This window comes from Lysobacter enzymogenes (genome assembly GCF_017355525.1).
Lineage (GTDB): Bacteria > Pseudomonadota > Gammaproteobacteria > Xanthomonadales > Xanthomonadaceae > Lysobacter > Lysobacter enzymogenes_C.
Window position 1 is genome coordinate 722,381 of record NZ_CP067395.1, and the last position, 18,919, is coordinate 741,299.

The following is an 18,919-nucleotide window of genomic DNA, read 5'->3' on the forward strand; positions in this document are numbered from 1 at the left end:
GAAATCTGAAGTCTGGAGTGTGGGAGGGGCTTGCGCCCCGACGCTTTCGTCCCAGATCGCCGGCAGCGCGCATCGCCGCCGGAGCGGAAGGCATCGGGCCTCAAGGCCCTCCCACCGGTACCGAACATCTCTTGGGGAAAGTGTCGTGACTCAATTGCGCGTGCTGTTGGCCTGTTCGCTGTTGCTCCTGCTGTCGCTGCTGTCGGCTCCGGCCGCGGCGGCCTCGTGGTGGGACGGCAAGTGGAACTACCGGGCCAAGATCGATCTCAACACCACCTCGACCGGCGCCGCGGCGACCGAGCCGGGCGGCCGCGCGCAAGTGCTGGTGCGCCTGCACTCGGGCAACTTCAACTTCGCCGACGCCAAGGAAGACGGCAGCGACGTGCGCTTCATCGCCGCCGACGACCGCACGCCGCTGAAGTACCACTTCGAGAAATACGACGGCCTGGTCGATCAGGTCGCGCTGGCGTGGGTCGACGTGCCCAAGCTCGACCCCAACGCGTCGGCGTCGGTCTACGTCTATTTCGGCAATCCCGAAGCGACGCCGGGCAGCGATCCGAAGGGCAGCTACGACGCCGACAGCATCGCGGTGTTCCACTTCGCCAACCAGGGCGCGGCCGGCAGCGACACCACCGCTTACGGCAACAACGCGCAGGCGCCGCTGACCCTGGCCGAGACCGCGCTGATCGGTTCGGGCCTGCAGCTCGACGGCAAGGCGCCGGTCAAGGTGCCGGCGTCGCCGTCGCTGAATCTCGCCGCCGCGCAGCCGCTGACCCTGAGCGCGTGGATCAAGCCGGCCGGCGCCAACGCCAGCGGCGTGATCGCCTCGCTGCCGGGCGCGTTGACGGTGGGCATCGAACAAGGCGTGGTCTACGCCGAAAGCGCCGGCGTGCGCACCGCCGCCGGCGCGCCGCTGGTCGGCGAGGGCTGGGCGCACGTGGCCGCGCGCTTCGACGCCGGCAAGCTCGCGGTCTACGTCAACGGCGCGCCGGCCGGCGACGCCGCGGTGGCGCTGCCGGCCGCGGCCGCGGGCCTGCTGATCGGCGGCGAAGACGGCGCCGCGCGGCCGAACTTCATCGGCCAGATCGACGAACTGCAAGTGTCCAAGAGCGCGCGTGGGCTCGGCCTGATCCAGGTCGCCGCGCACAGCCAGGGCCTGGACGCCAAGCTGCTGACCTTCCAGCCGGTCGAGCAGCGTTCCGGCGACGGCGGCCACAACTACTTCGGCATCTTGTTCAGCGCGCTGACCGTCGACGCCTGGATCGTGATCGTGATCCTCGGCTTCATGGCCGCGATCTCGTGGTGGGTGATGATCGGCAAGGGCCTGTTCGTCAGCGCCACCGCCAAGGCCAACGAGCGCTTCCTGCTGGCGTTCCGCAAGCAGGCCGGCGAGTACCCGCTGCACGACGCCTCGTGGGTGCGCGCGGCCGAGAACGGCGGGCCGTTGAACGGCGACAAGTCCAACCTCGCGCGCCTGCTCGCGATCGGCCTGGACGAGCTGCGCAACCGCGTCGCCGCCGGCGGCGGGCGTTCGGTGGTGCGGCCGCAGTCGATCGCCGCGATCCGCTCGGCGCTCGACGCCGCCGCGGTGCGCGAAGGCCAGCGCCTCAACAAGCTGATGGTGCTGCTGACCATCGCGATTTCCGGCGGCCCGTTCCTCGGCCTGCTCGGCACCGTGGTCGGCGTGATGATCACCTTCGCCGCGGTCGCCGCGGCCGGCGACGTCAACATCAACGCGATCGCGCCCGGCATCGCCGCGGCGCTGCTGGCGACCGTCGCCGGCCTCGCCGTCGCGATCCCGGCGCTGTTCGGCTACAACTACCTGCTGAGCCGCACCGAAGCCATCGGCGCGGACATGCAGGTGTTCGTCGACGAACTGGAAAAGCGCATCGCCGAGGATTACGCCGGCGACGCGCCGCTGCCGGCGCACGTCGCCCGCAGCGTGTCGACGGAGACGCTGCCGTGAAGGTCCAGGGCAAGAAGCCGTACGACGACATCAACATCACGCCGATGCTGGACCTGGCGTACGTGCTGCTGGTGATCTTCATCATCATGTGCACCGCGGCGGTGCAGGGCATCAAGGTCGACCTGCCCAAGGCCAGCGCGTCGCAGCCGCTGTCGCAGCCCAAGACCAAGGTCATCGCGATCGACAACGCCGGCCAGGTCAGCATCGACGCGATCCCGGTCAGCATGAGCGAGCTGGAGCAGCAACTGCGCAACGCGCTGGCCAACGACGCCGAGCTGCCGGTGATCCTGCGCGGCGACCGCGCCGTGCAGTACGACAAGGTCATGGCCGTGCTCGACCTGTGCAGCAAGCTCGGCATCTCCTCCATCGGCCTGGCCTCGCAGCGCCAGGGCCAGAGCTGAGGCGCGGACGTGTCGGAAACCTACGGCCGCGGTTCCTTTATGTCGCGCGCGCTCGGCGTGATCGGCGTCGTCGGCGTGCTCGCGGTGATGGCGTGGCTGGTGTGGTCGCTGATGCAGGGCGCTGGCCCGACGACCAAGCGCCAGCCGCCGCGCATTACCCAGGTGATCCTGCCGCCGCCCCCTCCGCCGCCGCCGCCGCCGGAACCGGAAAAGACCACCGACGAGCCCAAGCCGGTGGAGAACACGCCGTTCGAATCGATCGAGCCGCCGAAGGAGGAATCGGCCGAGCCGCCCGGCGATCCGCTGACCGCCGACGCCGGCCCGGGCAACAACGAATTCGGCCTGCAGGCCGGCACCGGTGGCGGCGGCACCCGCATCGGCGGCGGCAACGGCGGCGGAAATCCGTACGCCGGCTACGCCGCGATGGTGCAGCGGACCGTGCAGCAGTACCTGCAGCAGGGCGAGAAGACCCGCAAGGGCCGCTACAGCGCCACGGTGGCGATGTGGCTGGCGCCGGACGGGACGATCCAGCGCTCGCAGGTGATCGCCGGCACCGGCAAGCCCGAACTCGATGCGGCGATCGTCGCGGCGCTGCAGGGACGTTCCTTGCCGCAGGCGCCGCCGGCGGAAATGCCGCAACCGATCAATTTGCGCATCGGCGCGATCTCGCCGGGCTGACCGCGGCGCGCCCGATACGACTTCAACTTCCAGGAAGGCCACGCATGACCGCTACGACCCAACCGTTCCGCCGTCTCCGTCTCCACGCGCTGGCCGTGGCGCTGCTGTCGGCCTGCGCCGTGCCTGCGCTGGCGGCGCCGGTGGACGCGGCGAAGATCAGCCCGGAAGTGACGCTGAAACTGATCGACCTGCTGGTCGCCAAGGGCGTGCTGACGCGCGGCCAGGCCGACGATTTGATCGCCGAAGCCAAAGCCAGCGCCGCGTCCGCGCCCGCGACCGCCGTCGCCGCGCAGCCGGCGTACCAGACCGTTCCGGGCGCCGTGGTCGTGCCGTACGTGCCCGAAGTGGTGCGCCAGCAGATCAAGGACGAACTGCGCGCCGAAGTGGTGCAGCAGGCCAAGAGCGAAGGCTGGGCGGCGCCGAACGCGCTGCCGGAGTGGACCCAGCGCATCAGCTTCTACGGCGACCTGCGCGCGCGCGCCGAGGACGTGCTCAACGACAAGGAGAACTACCGCGAGTTCCCCAACTTCGCCACGCTCAACAGCGGCAGCGGCTACGACATCGCCGACCCGGTCGGCAACCCGGTGCCGTACGTCAACACCACCAAGAACCGCGGCCGCATGCGCCTGCGCGCGCGGCTCGGCATGCACGCGCAGATCGCCGACTGGATCGAGGCCGATATGCGCCTGGCCACCGGCAGCGACCGCAGCCCGGTGTCGACCAACCAGAGCCTCGGCGCCGGCGGCAACCTGTCCAAGTATTCGCTGTGGCTGGACCGCGCCTACATCCGGCTCAAGCCGACCAGCTGGCTCAGCGCCGACATCGGCCGCACGCCCAATCCGTTCTGGACCAGCGAACTGCTGTTCGACAACGACCTCAACTTCGACGGCGTCGCCGCCCAGGCCAGCTTCCGCCACAGCCCGGACTTCAAGACCTTCGTCAACGTCGGCGCGTTCCCGGTGTTCAACACCGATTTCGATTTCGGCTCGACCCAGGAACTGGACAAGGAGTCCAGCCGCGACAAGTGGCTGTACGGCGCGCAGGCCGGGCTGGAGTGGGGCTTCGCCGATGCGATGTCGCTGAAGCTCGGCCTGGGCTATTTCGAGTTCGACAAGCTCAACGGCCAGTTCTCCTCGCCGTGCCTGGCGCCGACCTCCAAGGACGTGTGCGATACCGATCTGTCGCGTCCGCAGTTCCAGCAGTTCGGCAACACTATGTTCGCGATCCGCAACATCGTGCCGGCGCAGGGCGCGCCGAACGGGCCGCAGTTGCAGTACTTCGGTTACGCCAGCGAGTTCGGCGTGGCCAACCTGCACGCCGCGCTGGAGATCGCGCGCTTCGACCCGGTCAAGATCGTGCTCGAAGCCGACGTGGTCAAGAACACCAAGTACGACGCCAAGCGCATCCGCGCGCTCGGCCCGCTCAACAACTTCAAGCCGAATCTCGACCCGGCCGACACCCGCGCGGTCTTCGACGGCGGCGACATGGGCTATTACCTGAACCTGCTGGTCGGCCAGCCGAAGATCGAAAAGGCCTGGGACTGGAACGCCAGCATCGGCTACAAGCGGGTCGAATCCGACGCGGTGCCGGACGCGTTCACCGATTCGGACTTCCATCTGGGCGGCACCAACGCGCGCGGCTTCATCGTCGGCGGCTCGCTCGGCCTGGCCCGCAACACCTGGCTGGGCCTGCGTTGGCTCAGCGCCAACGAGGTCACCGGCCAGCCGTATTCGGTCGATGTGGTCCAGCTCGATCTCAACACTCAGTTCTGACCGGGGACAACGCGCATGAGCCTGCCGCTTCCTTCGATCCGCCACGCCGCGCTGCGCAGCGCGCCGCTGCTGGCCGCCCTGTGGTTCGCCGCCTCCGCCGCGCACGCGCAGAGCGGCAACGAAACCCGCTTGCGCGATGCGCTGCGCGACACCGCTTCGCGCCTGCGCACGACCGAGGCCGCGCTGGCCCAGCAGCAGGCCGCCACCGCCGCGGCCGAGCGCGAGCGCGACGAACTCAAGAGCCGCGCGGCCAAGCCGGCGCCGGCCGCGGACGGCGCGCAACTGGCGGCGTTGCAGCAACGCCTCGGCCAGGCCTCGGCGTCGGCCGGGCAGGCGCGCGAGGAAGCGCTGAAGTGGCGCAGCGCGCAGGAGCAGGCGGCGCACAGCGCGCAGCAGAAGGAGCGCGAGCGCGCGGAGCTGGCGAAACGGCTCGACGCGGCGCAGGCCCGCGCGGCCGAATGCGCCGCCGGCAGCGAGGCCTTGTATCAGGCCGGGCGCGAACTGGCCCAGCTGTATCGCGATCCCGCCTATGCCAAGGGCAAGCGGGTGACCTTGCTCGGCTTCGGTCAGGTCGAACGCGAGAACCGCGCGCGCGAACTCGAGAACAAGCTCGAGGACGAACGCGCCAAGACCGCCCAGTGCGGCGCCGGCGACGCCGCCGCGCGCACCGCCGGCACGGCGTCGAACGGCTGATGCCTGCGCCGCGCGCCCGCGCTGTCGTCGCCCGCCGCGCGGTTTCGCGCGCGGCGGACGTTCGCGCGCGCGGCGTTGATGCTGGCGCTGTGCGGCGTCGTCGCGGCGCTGCCGGCGCAGCGGCGGATTCTGCCGGCCTCGCGACCGGCGCCGCCGCCGTGCGTGCAGGTGCGCATCGGCCACGACGAGGCCGGGCGCTGGGATTGCATCAATGCTGCGATCAAGACCGAAGTCGAAAAAACCGCGCCGGTGAACGCCGCCGATTCGCCGGGCGAGCGCCTGGCGCCGATCGGGCAGGGCCTGGCGGTGCCGGCGGCGACGCGGCAACGGCTCGGCGACCAGTACGGCAAGTCGATCGCGCCGCAACGGCCCGAACGCAGTTTTCCGACCACGCCGCTGGCGCGGCCGCCGGTGCGCTGAGATGCGCGCGCGTGCGGCCAACGACGGCGAGTACAGCGACACAGCGGCCGGCGCGTGCGCGCGGCCGCGCGTCGTGTTCTACCCGTACGTCCCGCATCGCAGTCCAGGCTTGCATCGCAGTCGCCGTAGCCCGGCCCGCGCGCTTCGCACCGCGCACGGGCGCCACCTCCCATCCCACTGCGTCGCCGCGCCGCGCGACGCCTCCGCGCCCACGCCGCCCGCGCAAAGGAAGCCGTCATGACCCGCAAGCCCCTCGCCGGTAACGATTCTGGCCGTCCTTCGCCCGCGCGGCTGCGCCTGTTGGCGCTGAGCGCGGCGATCTCGCTGGCCCTGGTCGGCGGCGTCGCCCACGCCGATCCCAATCCGTTCGCGCGCCGCGGCGCCGACCCGGCCGCGCAGGCCGCGCGCAGCGTGCAGCAGCAGGGTCTGCAATCGGCGCAGGCGCAGCGCATGGCGCAGCGCTCGCTCGACGCGTTCGCCCAGGCCGCGCGCGTGCGCTCCGCGCTCGACGCCGCGCAGGTCGCCGCGCGCGCCGCGGCGGCAGCGTCGGCGGCGGCCAATCAAGTCCCCGACGGTCTGGTCCAGGGCGGGCTCAAGGTCGCCGCGGGCGTGCGCTTCGAACCCGGCGCCATCGCGGTCGAAGACCCGCGCCTCAACCAGTCCAAGCTGTGGCTCGGCGCCAAGGGCCCGACCCAGAACAACGATGCCGGCGGCAACGTCACCGTCACCATCGAGCAGACCCAGAAAAAGGCGATCCTGAGCTGGGAAAGCTTCAACATCGGCCGCCGCACCACGGTCTATTTCGACCAGCGCGGCGGCAACCAGAGCGGCGGCGGCAACGACTGGATCGCGCTGAACCGGGTCGACGATCCCAGCGGCCGGCCGAGCCAGATCTTCGGCCAGATCAAGGCCGAAGGCAGCGTGTACCTGCTCAACCGCAACGGCGTGGTGTTCGGCGGCACCAGCCAGGTCAATACGCGTTCGCTGCTGGCGTCGTCGCTCAATTTGTTCAGCAACGACATCGCCCAGAGCAACCGCATCTTCATCGGCGAAGGCGTGCGCCGGGCCAAGGCCGACGTGGCGGTGCTGACTTCCGAGCTGGCCGAATTCGGCGGCGGCGCCGCGGCGCGGCCGCAGGCGTCCGGCGACATCCGCATCGACGCCGGCGCGCAGATCAAGACCGGTTCCGGCGGCTTCGCCCTGATCGCCGCGCCGAACCTCAGCAACGCCGGCAGCGTGATCGCCGAAGACGGCCACGCGCAGCTGGCCGCGGTGGTCGGCGCGTTCTCGACCCCGGCGCCGGCCGGCGCCAGCAACGAACTGAGCCTGCGCTACAGCGGCGTGGCCCCGCAGGCGAGCGCGCCGAACGCCGGCTACGGGCGCCTGGACAACACCGGCATCGTCGCCAGCAAGCGCGGCACGGTCACGCTGACCGGCTACGACCTGCATCAGGACGGCTATGTCGGCACGACCACGTCGGTCAGCCGGCCGGGACGGATCTCTATAGTGGCTGCCAACCATTCGCGTTCGGCCGGCGTCGACAAGCCGGCCGACCTCAGCGGCAGCACCGGCGGCAAGCTCAGCTTCGGCAGCGCTTCGGTCACCGCGATCCTGCCCGAGCGCGACGGCGAGACCACCACCTCGGCGGCGACCGCGGACAAGGCGTTCCAGGCGCCCAACGCGGTGCTGGCCGCGGCGCAGATGCGCCTGCAGGAAAACGCGCTGGTGCTGATGCCCGGCGCCAAGCTCGATCTGGTCGGCATGGAACCGCTGCGCGACGGCACCAGCAAGCCCGAGGTCGCGCGCATCCAGATCGACCGCGGCGCGCAGATCAACGTCGCCGGCCTGGCCGACGTGCTGCGGCCGATGTCCGACAACTTCATCACCATCGAACGCATCGGCGAGAACGAACTGGCCGACTCGCCGCTGCTGCGCGGCGGCGCGTTCTACCGCAAGAAGGTCGTGCTCGACGCGCGCGCGCGCGGCGTCACCGACGACGGCCGCGCCTGGGTCGGCAGCCCGCTGTTCAACGCCGCCGGCTACGCCGACCAGCGTCCGCGCGGGATCGACCAATTGCTGGTCGACGGCGGCACCATCAACGTCAGCGTGCGCGAATTCGTCGCCCGCGGCGGCTCGGTGATCGACGTCAGCGGCGGCTTCCTGCATTACCAGGGCGGCATGGTCGAAACCCCGCGGGTCATCGGCGCGGACGGGCGCACCTATCGCCTGGCCGGGGCCGACCCGTCGCAGTCCTACCTCGGCTTCGCCGGCCAGTTCTCGCTCGACCACCAGCGCTGGAACGTGCGCGAGTATTTCTATTCGGCGTTCGCGCGTTCGGATCGTTACTACGAGTCCGACTACGTGCAGGGCGGCGACGGCGGCGAACTCAACATCGTGCTGCGCCAGGACGCCGGCGCCGACGCGAGCCGGGTCGACACCGGGCTGGTGCTGGCCGGCGAGCTGCGCGCCAACGCCGAATCCGGCCGCGACCAGCGCGAGCGCGGCACGCCGGCGCTCGGCGGCAAGCTCAGCGTGTCGGTCAGCGGCGCCGGTTATGGCCAGTGGACCTTGCAGAACGGCGCGGTGCCCGACGTGGCCGCGGACTTCTCGATGCAGCAGCGCCTGACCCAGGGGCAGGGCGGCACGCTGTCGGCGCAGGCGTTGAACCAGGCCGGCTTCGGCACGGTCGAGCTCAGCGACAAGCTCTCGCGCATCGACGTGGCCGGCGACGCGCACCTGCAGGTCGACGCCGGCGGCCGCATCGCCCTGAGCGGCGCGCGGGTGAACGTGGCCGGCACCTTGCAAGCCGACTCGGGCGAGATCGCGCTCAGCGCGACCAGCGAAAACGATCCGAATCCCGAAGCCGGCGCGCGCCGCGGCATCACCGTGCAATCCGGCGGCCGCCTGCTCGCGCGCGGGCAGTGGGTCAACGACCGCGACCGCGTCGCCGACCAGCGCCAGGGCGGCGCGCACATCGACGCCGGCCGCATCAGCCTCAGCGTCTCGGAATATCCGCTCTTGAACGGCGCCGGCGGCGGCCGCGACGCCAGCGGCTCGATCGTGCTCGACCCGGGCGCTTTGCTCGACGTGTCCGGCGGCGGCCGGATCCTGCCGAACGGCCAGCTCGCGGCCAAGGACGGCGTGCCGCTCGGCCGCGGCGGCGATATCGCCTTGAAGCTGTACCAGCCGCGCGAAGGCACCCAGTCGCTGAATCCGTTCCTGCCCGCGTCGGCGTTCGCCGCCGAGCCCGGCGCCGGCGAGCTGCGCTTCAGCGCGCAGAACCTGCGCGGCGGCGGCCTCGCCGGCGGCGGCACGCTGAGCCTGTACGCGCGCGACATCCTGATCGGCGCGGCGGCGGCCGACCCGCTCGCCGGCGATGCGCGCACGCTGCGCCTCGACGCCGGTTTCTTCCGCGACGGCGATTTCGGCGCCTACGATCTGGTCGCGCGCCACGACGCGCGCATCCTTGCCGGCACCCAGCTGAGCGTGTCGCAGCGCAATTTCCTGCCGAACCTCGACGCGTTGCGCGGACTGGCCAGCGGCGGCGATCTCTACGCCGGGCTGGATGCCGCCGGTGCGGGCCGGTACGGCGCGTTCGGCCGCCTCGACGACTACCACCGCGACGCCGCCGACTTCTTCCTCGAAGCCGGCGCGGCCACCGGCCGCACCCTGCCGAACGTGGCCGGGCTCGATCAGGTCCGCGACACGCTGACGCTGGAACGCGGCGCGCAGGTGCAGGTCGACGCCGGCGGCGCGGTGCGCCTGGGTTCGCGCGGCCAGCTGACCGTGCTGGGTTCGGTGATCGCGCACGGCGGCAGCATCGATCTGTCCGGCGACACCTCGAGCACGGCCTTGTCGCCGTCGCACAGCCCATCGCAGGTGGATTACTGGCGCGCGGACAAATCGGTGTGGGTCGGCAAGGACGCGGTGCTGGATGTCTCCGGCGTGGCGCTGCTCGACCCGTTCAAGGCGCCGCTGCCGAACGGCGGCGCGGTGCCGCGCGACGGCAAGCTGCTCGACGGCGGCCGCATCCGCCTGAGCAACGACGGCGGTTATGTGGTGGTCGAGCAGGGCGTGCGCCTGGATCTGTCCGGCGCGCGCGCGATCTTCGACCTGCCGGCCGACAGCGGCGCGATCGGCCAGGCGCCGCTGCAGGCGCGCGCGGTGTGGAGCGACGGCGGCGAGCTGGTGCTGGCCGCGGCCGGCGGCCTGTTCTTCGACGGCCGCATCCAGGCCGCCGGCGGCGACGCGCAGGCGCGCGGCGGCAGCGTGCAGCTGCTGACCGCGCAAAGCGTGCGGCCGCTCGACGTCAGCGGCGGCCGCGCGCCGCTGGCGACGTCGCAGATCGTGTTCCACCAAAGCGGCAGCCGGCTCGATGCGTCCGCGCGCGCGGGCGGGGCGATCGAGCCGGGCCGCGACACGCCTTCGGGCACGATGCATTTCCAGGCCGACTCGCTCGACGGTTCCGGAGTCGACACGCTGCTGGTCGGGATCGGCGAAGACGGCCTGATCCGCGGCCCCGGCATCGCGCCGGTGCTGTTCGACGGCGACGTGACCCTGTCGCCGGCGCGCGCGCTGATGATCAACGCGCGTGCGTTCCAGGCCGGCGGCGAACGCGGCGCGGCGACGCTGCGTTCGGCCTACGTATCGCTGCAAGGCCTCGGCGACGACCCCGCGACGGCGCTGCCGGAACCCGGCAAGCCCGGCGCGGCGACGCTGAAGGTCGAGGCCGGCTTCATCGACATCGGCGGACGCGTGGCGCTGCGCAACTTCGCCGACGCCGCCTTCGACAGCCGCGGCGACATCCGCTTCCACACGCCGAGCCTCTACCAGAGCGCGACGATCAACAACGAAGTGCAGCTGGTGCCGGGCGAACTGCTGAGCGGCGGCAACCTGTCGTTCCGCGCCGCGCAGCTGTATCCGGCCAGCGGCGAGACCTTCATCGTGCGCGCGCTCGGCGCCAAGGACGCGGCCGGCGTCCGCGCCGACACCGCGATCCGCATCGCCGGCAACGGCGCGGCCGCGCCGCTGCCGCTGTCGGCCGGCGGCAAGCTGCTGCTGGACGCCACCGACATCGAACAGGCCGGTACGTTGCGCGCGCCGGCCGGGCAGATCGTGCTCGGCGCGGCCAACGCCGACGACCCGGCGACCCGCGCGCTGTTCAACCAGCTCGCGCTGACGTCGACGCGCACGGTGACGCTGGCGCCGGGCAGCCTGACTTCGGTCTCGCTCGACGGCCGCGTGCTGCCGTACGGCAAGACCGTGGATTCGCTGCAATGGGACGGCAACGAGGTCGAGCAGCGCCTGACCGCGCCGCCGCTCAAGCGCATCTCGCTCGACGGCGCGCAGCTGTCGTTGCAGGACGGCGCGCGCGTCGACCTGTCCGGCGGCGGCGATCTGCAGGCGTTCGAATGGATCGCCGGCACCGGCGGCAGCCGCGACGTGCTGTCGAGCTTCGCGGTGAACTACGCCGACGGCGGCAGCGGCACGCGCGCGCCGCTGTATGCCGACGGCCGCGAGGTCTATGCGATCGTGCCGGGCGCGCAGTCGCCGCTGGCGGCGAGCGACCCGCTGTTGAGCCAGGGCGCCGGCGCCAGCCAGGTCGGCAAGTCGGTGTATCTGTCCGGCGTGCCGGGGCTGGCCGACGGCGTCTACACCTTGCTGCCGGGCCGCTACGCGACCTTGCCGGGCGCGTTCCGCGTGGTCCAGCGCAGCGGCGGCCAGGACGCGTTGTCGAGCCAGAATCTGACCGCGCCGGACGGCACCCACCGCGTCGCCGGTTACTACGTCGACTCGCTCAGCGGCGCGCGCGATGCGCGTTCGCAGTCGTTCGACGTGCAGTCGGCGGCGGTGTGGGGCCAGTACTCGCAATACCAGCTCAGCCGCGCCAACAAGTTCTTCTCCGAACAGGCGGCCAAGGCCGGTCGTTTCGCCCCGCAGCTGCCGCGCGACGGCGGCCAGCTGGTGCTCAGCGCGCAGCGCGCGCTGGAACTGGCCGCGCGCCTGGACGTGGCCGCCGCCGACGGCGGCGCGGCCGCGCAGATCGACGTGGTCGCCGACGCGATCCAGATCCGCGGCCGCAACCAGGCCGCGCGCGAAGGCTATGTGCAGCTCGACGCCGGCCAGCTCAGCGCGCTCGGCGCCGGCAGCCTGCTGATCGGCGGCGTGCGCGAGCGCGGCAGCGACGGCACCGCGATCTCGGCGCGCGCGCGCGACGTGCTGGTGTCCAACGACGCCGCCTCGCCGCTGCAAGGTCCCGAGATCGTGCTGGTGGCCAAGGCCGGCGACGGCAGCCAGGGCGTGCGCATCGAGGACGGCAGCGTGATCCAGGCGCGCGGCACCCTGGCCGGCGCCGGCGATCTGCAGTTGGTGATCGGCCAGAACGCCGACAGCGCCAGCAACCGCCCCGCGATCAGCGGCGACGGCGCGCTGCTGCGGGTGTCCAACGCCGGCGCGGCGACCCTGCAACGGCGCGGCCTGCCGGCGTTCGAGCAATCGCACGGCCTGCTCGACGTCGGCGCCGGCGCGCGCCTGGACGGCGGCGCGGCGCTGATGCTCGACGCCTCCGGCAACGCCCGCGTCGACGCCAGCGCGGTGCTGGCCGGGCGCGACATCCAGGCCAGCAGCGGGCGGGTGGTGTTCAGCGCCGACCCGGATGCGCGCTACGACGGCTTCGTGGTCGGCCGCAACACCCTCGCGCAGTTCGGCCAGGCCCAGCGGGTGAGCCTGCGCAGCTACGGCGAAATGGCGTTCTACGGCGACATCGAAGTCGACAGCGACCGCGAACTCAACCTCAGTGCGCGCCGCTTCGGCGGCGACGGCGGCGCGGTGCGGCTGAGCGCGCAGCGCCTGAGCCTGGGCAACGAACTCGGCGTGCGGGGCGGCCCCGCCGGCGACGCGCCGGCCGGGCCCGGCACGCTGCAATTGCGCGGCGATACGGTCGCCTTCAGCGGCGGCGATTCGCAGTTCGCCGGTTTCGCCAAGGTGTCGGTCGACGCGGCCAAGCAGATTTCCGCCGGCGGCCGCGGCAGCGTCGATTTCGGCGCGGCGGATCTGCGCCTGCAAGCGCCGGTGATCCAGGCCGATGGCGGCGCCGACCAGAGCCTGCGCAGCAGCGGCGCGATCACGTTGGCTCGCGTCGGCGACGCCGCGGCCGACGCGGCGCGGCCGCAGGGCGGCGCGCTGGAACTGCGCGGCGCCAGCATCGCCGGCAGCGCGCTGATCCGGGCAAATTCCGGCCGCGCGACCCTGGTCGCGACCCAGGGCGACGTGCGCCTGGACGCGGGCAGCGCGATCGACGTGTCGGCGTTGCCGAAGGCGATCTTCGACCAACCGGTGTACGCGCCGGGCGGGCGGATCGAACTGCGCGCCGAGCGCGGCTCGATTGCATTGGCCAACGGCGCGCAGCTGGACGTGTCGGCCGCGGCCGGCGGCGGCGACGCCGGCGAGCTGCGCCTGCTCGCGCCGCAGGGCGCGATCGCGCTCGACGGCGCGCTCAAGGGCGCGGCGCCGAAGGGGCAGGGCGGCCGCATCGAACTCGACAGCGGCGCGGCGCTGGACCTGGACACGCTGGCGCAGCGGCTGGCGCAAAGCGGCATCGACCGCAGCATCGCGGTGCGCAGCCGCAGCGGCGACCTGCAACTCAGCGCCGGCCAGAGCCTGAAGGCGCGCGAGGTCAGCCTGATCGCCGACGGCGGCAGCGACGTGCTGCTGCGCGACGCGGCCAACGGCAACGTGCGCATCCTCGGCGACATCGACGCCTCCGGCAGCGCCGGCGGCCGGATCGAGCTGTACGGCCGCCACGGCGTCGACCTGCAAGGCCGCCTGCTCGCCAACGGCAGCGCCGCCGGCAAGCGCGGCGGCACCGTGCGCATCGGCACCAGCGGCCGCAGCGACGGCACCCTCAACGAGTCGTTCGGCTATCAGAACGTCGCCAGCGACGCGGCCGGCGTCATCCGCATCGGCCGCGACGCGCTGATCGACGTGCGCGGCGGCAGCGCCGGCGGTTTGTCCGGCGGCAAGGTCGAACTGCGCGCGCCGCTGCTGGTCGGCGGCGACGTCAACGTCGCGGTCGACAATCCTGCGTCGATCGTCGGCGCGCGCGAGGTCGGGCTGGAAGCGTACGCGGTGTGGAGCGCCGGCGACGCGGTCAATCCCGAGCATCCCGAGCGCCATTTCGACGGCATCGTCGATCCGGCCGGCTGGTACGGTTCCGACGGCCAGCTCGTCGCCGGCAAGTGGCGCGACGCCAGCGGCGCCGAACTGGCCGCGCCGCAGACGCCGGAGCAGCTCGCGCTCTACCTCAAGACCCACTACTTCACGCCCGACGCGGCCAACGCGGCGCACCAGGGTTTCTACGGCTACCTCAACGGCGACAGCGTCGAGCACACGCCCGGCACCCTGATGCGTTTCGCCCAGGCCCCGGGCTTCGCCTTCGGCGAGCGCTTCGCCGGCATTGCGAATTTCCGCGCGCGTCCCGGCATCGAGCTGCAAAATCCCGACGCGAGCCGCGACGGCGGCGCGATCCGGGTGTTGACCAACTGGAACCTCAACTCCGGCGACCGCAACGCGCCGGACTTCCGCTACCAGGGCGCCGCGCCGGTGCTGACCCTGCGCGCGGCCGGCGACGTGCAGGTCAACGCCAGCATCAGCGACGGCTTCTACAACTACAACGCCGCCGGCAGCGGCGCGGTCGGCAACTACGACGGCTCGGTCGCCGCGCGCATGACCTGGCTGCAGAACAATCCGCTGAGCATGCCCGACAGCGAACAGTTCCTGCCCGCGCCGCAGCCGTACGATCCGAACGACGAATCCGGCCAGTACTACGGCCAGTACGACGAACTGTTCGGCATGATGACCAAGCCCGACAGCGCGCTCGACAACATCGTCGGCCCCGGCACCTCGCTGATGGGCTTCATCGACCTGCTGATCTCGATCGCCGGCACCGGCGACGCCGGCATCGCCGAGCCCGCGCCGCCGACCGGCCCCGGCGACTACGCCGGTTATCTGGACCGTTACCGCAGCTACGTGCTCGACCTGGCCAACCGCGTCGCCAACGGCGAAGTGCCGCCGATGACCTGGGTGCCGCGTCTGCCGGTGCTCGGCCCGGTGCCGCCGGCCGCCGACCGCACGCCGATGCTGCAGGCCAGCGCCGAACGGCCGACGCCGTGGCTGGAGCAACAGCTCGCCGGCGGCGACAGCAGCCGCTACCGCTTCGTCGCCGGCGCCGATTTCACCAGCGTCGCGCCCGACCGCGCCGGCAGCGGCGCGGCCGACATCGTGTTCGACGGCCACACCACTTTGCGCAAGAACGGCCAGAGCGATCTGTTGTTGCCGAACGTGCTGCGCACCGGCACCGGCGAGATCGAACTGGTCGCCGCGCGCGACGTGCGCTTCGCCGACCGCGACGCGCCGGCCAGCGTCTACACCGCCGGCCGCCCGGGCGAGGGCACCCGCGCCGACACCTCGCGGCCGCGGGTCGAAGGCGCAAGCTCGCCGCAGAACCTGGGCGGCCCGCTGGTCGCGGTCACCGGCGCGGTCAATCCGGAAGCCGCCGGCGACCTCAGCCTGCGCGCCGGCCGCGACATCGTCGGCAACCGCCAGATCCGCGACAGCGACGGCCGCCGCAGCGGCGTCGCCGGCAGCTATCTGGTCCAGTACTGGTGGCCGTGGATGCAGACCGGCAACGTCGCCGACGCCGACGGCCGCCTGATCTCGACCTCGATCAACTTCGGCGGCTTCGCCCAGGGCCTGCTCAGCGTCGGCGGCGACATCCGCCTCGACGCCGGCCGCGATCTGGTCGAAGTGTCGGCGTCCTCGCCGACCACGTGGCTGCGCGACGGCGCCGGCGGCCTGCGCCGTTTCGGCGGCGGCGACCTGCGCGCCAGCGCCGGCCGCGACGTGCTCGGCGGCGATTTCTTCGTCTCCCAGGGCGAGGGCTCGCTCAACGCCGGCGGCCGCATCGGTTCGGCCTACGACCTGAACGTGCCGGTGTTTATCGAGAACGTCAGCAGCCAGACCACGACGATGAGCTCCGGCGTGGCGCCGATCCTGGCGATGCAGGACGCGCGCTGGAACGTCGGCGCCAGCGGCGACGTCGACATCGGCCGGGTGCTCAATCCCTCGTACGCGCGCCTGAGCGAGCGCGAGGTCGATTCGCAGAGCTTCGGCGCCGATGCCGCGCTCAACGCGGTCTCGACCACCGGCGACGTGCAGCTCGGCAGCCTGCTGCTCGGCGATGCGCTGTTCGCTTACGGCGGCCGCGACCCGAACCGCCCGCAGGCGCCGTACAACATCGGCAGCAGCTCGCTGTTCGCGCAGGTGCTGCCGGGTTCGCTGAGCCTGACCGCGATCGCCGGAGACGTGCGCGTGCGCAACGGCGGCCAGCTGTTCCCGTCCGTGCGCGGCGGCCTGAGCCTGCTCGCCGGCGGCGACGTGCTGCTGTACGCCGACGCGTTCCCGCGCCTGGACACGCTGCGCCTGCTCGACATCGACCCGGCCTGGATGCCGTCGCCGCTGCAACCGCTGTCGAGCCTGCCGGAACAGACCGCGTTCGACTTCTCGCGCCTGGACGTGTTCATCCCCAGCCGCGACCAGCGCGCCAACCTGCACCGCGACGACCGCGAGCCGGCGCGGGTGTACGCGCTCGGCGACATCGTCAACGGCCAGCCGGACCAGCGCCAGAGCTTCAACACCCTGACCCTGGAACTGCCGAAGCCGGCGACGATCCGCGCCGGCCGCGACATCGTCGACCTCGACCTGCGCGGACAGAACTACCGCGCCAGCGACGCCACCCGCGTGCTGGCCGGACGCGATCTGTACTACCGTCCGCTCGGCCGCAGCATCAGCGGCCGGGTCAGCCGCTACAACTGGATGGAACTCGGCGGGCCGGGCAGCTTCGAAATCCAGGCCGGGCGCGATCTGGGCCCGTTCACGTCGGCCAACGAGGCCTACGCGTTCAACCAACTGCGCGCCGAAGGCGGCGGCATCCGCACCATCGGCAACCGCGACAACGCCGGGCTGGGCTACGACGGCGCCGATCTGGTCGTGCGCTTCGGCGTCGCGCCGGGCATCGACACGCGCGCGTTCGCCGCGCGCTATCTCGATCCGGCCGGCGAAGAATCCGCGGCGTACGCGGGCTGGCTCGCCGCCTACGTGCGCCAGCAGCGCCGCGACGCCGGCGGCAACGGCGACGCCGAGCTGTCGCCGCAGCAGGCCTGGGCCGAGTTCGCGCAACTGCCCGAAGCGGCGCAGCAGCGTCTGGTCGACAAGGTGTTCCTGGACCTGCTCGAACGCGCCGGCCGCGACAACAAGAACCCGGCCAGCCCCGAGTTCGGCAAGTACGCCGCCGGCTACCGCGCGATCAACACCTTGTTCCCGTCGGCGCTGGGCTACACCGCCAACCGCCTCGACGGCGGCGCCAACGGCGCCGACGCGCCGGTCGCGACCGGACGCATGGACATGCGCGGCTCGACCGTGCAGACCCAGCAGGGCGGCGACGTGCGCATCCTCGGCCCCGGCGGCGAAGTGCTGGTCGGCAGCGTGGCCGCGCCGCCGCTGGTGACCAACAACCGCGGCGAGACCGTGATCGGCCCGAACCAGCAAGGCGTGCTGACGTTGGATGTCGGCGACATCGGCATCTTCACCGACCGCAGCGTGCTGCTGGCGCAGAGCCGCATCTTCACCCAGCGCGGCGGCGACCTGACGATCTGGAGTTCGAACGGCGACATCAACGCCGGCAAGGGCGCCAAGACCTCGTCGGACAAGCCGCCGGTGCGTTACGTCTGCGACGTCGACCAGTACTGCCGGATCGACGCGCGCGGCCTGGTCACCGGCGCCGGCATCGCCACCTTGCAGACCGCCGCGGCCGGCAAGGCCGGCGACGCGGTACTGATCGCCCCGCGCGGCACCATCGACGCCGGCGACGCCGGCATCCGCATCGGCGGCAATCTGATCGTCGCCGCGCAGACCATCGCCAACGCCGACAACATCCAGGTCGACGGCAACTCCATCGGCATCCCGGTCGCGCGCAACGTCGACACCGGCGCGCTCAGCGCGGCCTCGTCGGCCAGTTCCGGCGTCAACGCGGTCGCCGAGCAGATGGCGGAAAAGCGTCCGGCGATGGGCGGCCGCGATTTGCCGGCGGTGATCTCGGTGCAGGTGATCGGCTTCGGCCAATGCGAGGCCAACAACCCGCGCTGCGCGAACTCGCCGTAACGACTGGCGCCGACGCCTCGGCGCGAGGGCAGGGCAACGAAACGGGGCGGCCGACAGGCCGCCCTTCTTTTTTCTGCAAGCGCCGCACCTGCGTGTCAGCCAGCCTGGACGCAACGCCCACGCCCTCCCTGTAGGAGCTGCGCAAGCTGCGACCGCGAAAACTGAACAACGCCGTAACCTCCAGCTCCCTCCCTGTAGGAGCTGCGCAAGCTGCGACCACGAAAACCAAACAACGCCGCAATTTTCATCACTGCGTTGCCGAAAGAACGATGACTGTTCGACTGTCGTTCCCGCACAAACACTCGCGCGACATCGCAGCGCATCATCCCGTCGCGAACCCGGCAAGCGCTGCGAACCGCGCACGCAGACAGCAACGCCGCATCCGCACACGCCGCCGCCACGATCTCCATCGCCAGCGAGTCTCCACGCCACTGCGAATCGCTGAGAACCTCGCCCGGTTTTCGCAACGCCGATTGCGAGCCAGGAAACCCGCGCAAACCAACACACCCGCAGCGCCGATTCCCACGCAGATGACAGTTGATCCGCGTCGCAATCGCACTCTGGACTCATCGCTCATGACCGTGACGCAGTGCGCGCACAAGCTGTCATCTACGTAACCGCGTCGTCGCGCGCAGACACAAAACCTTCGCATCGACTACGAAAACACGATTTAGATCGCGCTAAATCTCGGCCGATTAGTCACTTGAAGCATGTAATAAATACTTACCCGCATGGTCGCTGCGCTTGCACACGCCGCACCCATTCTGTCGCCG

At 71.7% G+C, this 18,919-nt stretch carries 7 protein-coding genes; all 7 read left to right on the top strand.

Translation table 11 applies throughout. The features are described from left to right. Nucleotides 1-145: 145 nt before the first annotated feature. The 7 genes from JHW38_RS03035 (at nucleotide 146) to JHW38_RS03065 (ending at nucleotide 18,146) form a co-directional block, all read left to right on the top strand. A complete protein-coding gene (locus JHW38_RS03035; RefSeq protein WP_207524558.1) occupies nucleotides 146-1,966 on the top strand; it encodes a DUF2341 domain-containing protein in 1,821 nt (606 codons plus the stop codon). Next, nucleotides 1,963-2,367, top strand: a complete 405-nt coding sequence (locus JHW38_RS03040; RefSeq protein ID WP_207524559.1) for an ExbD/TolR family protein — start codon at nucleotides 1,963-1,965, stop codon at nucleotides 2,365-2,367. The genes JHW38_RS03035 and JHW38_RS03040 overlap by 4 nt, the downstream gene beginning before the upstream one ends. Before the next feature lie 39 nt (nucleotides 2,368-2,406). Next, a complete protein-coding gene (locus JHW38_RS03045) occupies nucleotides 2,407-3,045 on the top strand; it encodes a TonB C-terminal domain-containing protein (protein WP_207524560.1) in 639 nt (212 codons plus the stop codon). 44 nt (nucleotides 3,046-3,089) lie between these two features. Continuing rightward, entirely contained in the window at nucleotides 3,090-4,817 is a 1,728-nt protein-coding gene (locus JHW38_RS03050; RefSeq protein WP_207524561.1) for a putative porin, read from the top strand. 15 nt (nucleotides 4,818-4,832) lie between these two features. After that, nucleotides 4,833-5,510, top strand: coding sequence for a hypothetical protein (locus JHW38_RS03055; RefSeq protein ID WP_207524562.1), 678 nt, complete (start codon nucleotides 4,833-4,835; stop codon nucleotides 5,508-5,510). A 78-nt stretch (nucleotides 5,511-5,588) separates the two neighbouring features. Continuing rightward, nucleotides 5,589-5,930 carry a hypothetical protein gene (locus tag JHW38_RS03060; protein WP_207524563.1) on the top strand — a complete coding sequence of 114 codons (342 nt, stop codon included), beginning with the start codon at nucleotides 5,589-5,591 and terminating at the stop codon, nucleotides 5,928-5,930. 237 nt (nucleotides 5,931-6,167) lie between these two features. Next, nucleotides 6,168-18,146 (top strand): filamentous haemagglutinin family protein, encoded by an 11,979-nt coding sequence (locus JHW38_RS03065; RefSeq protein ID WP_207524564.1) that lies wholly within the window; start codon nucleotides 6,168-6,170, stop codon nucleotides 18,144-18,146. Nucleotides 18,147-18,919 lie beyond the last annotated feature (773 nt).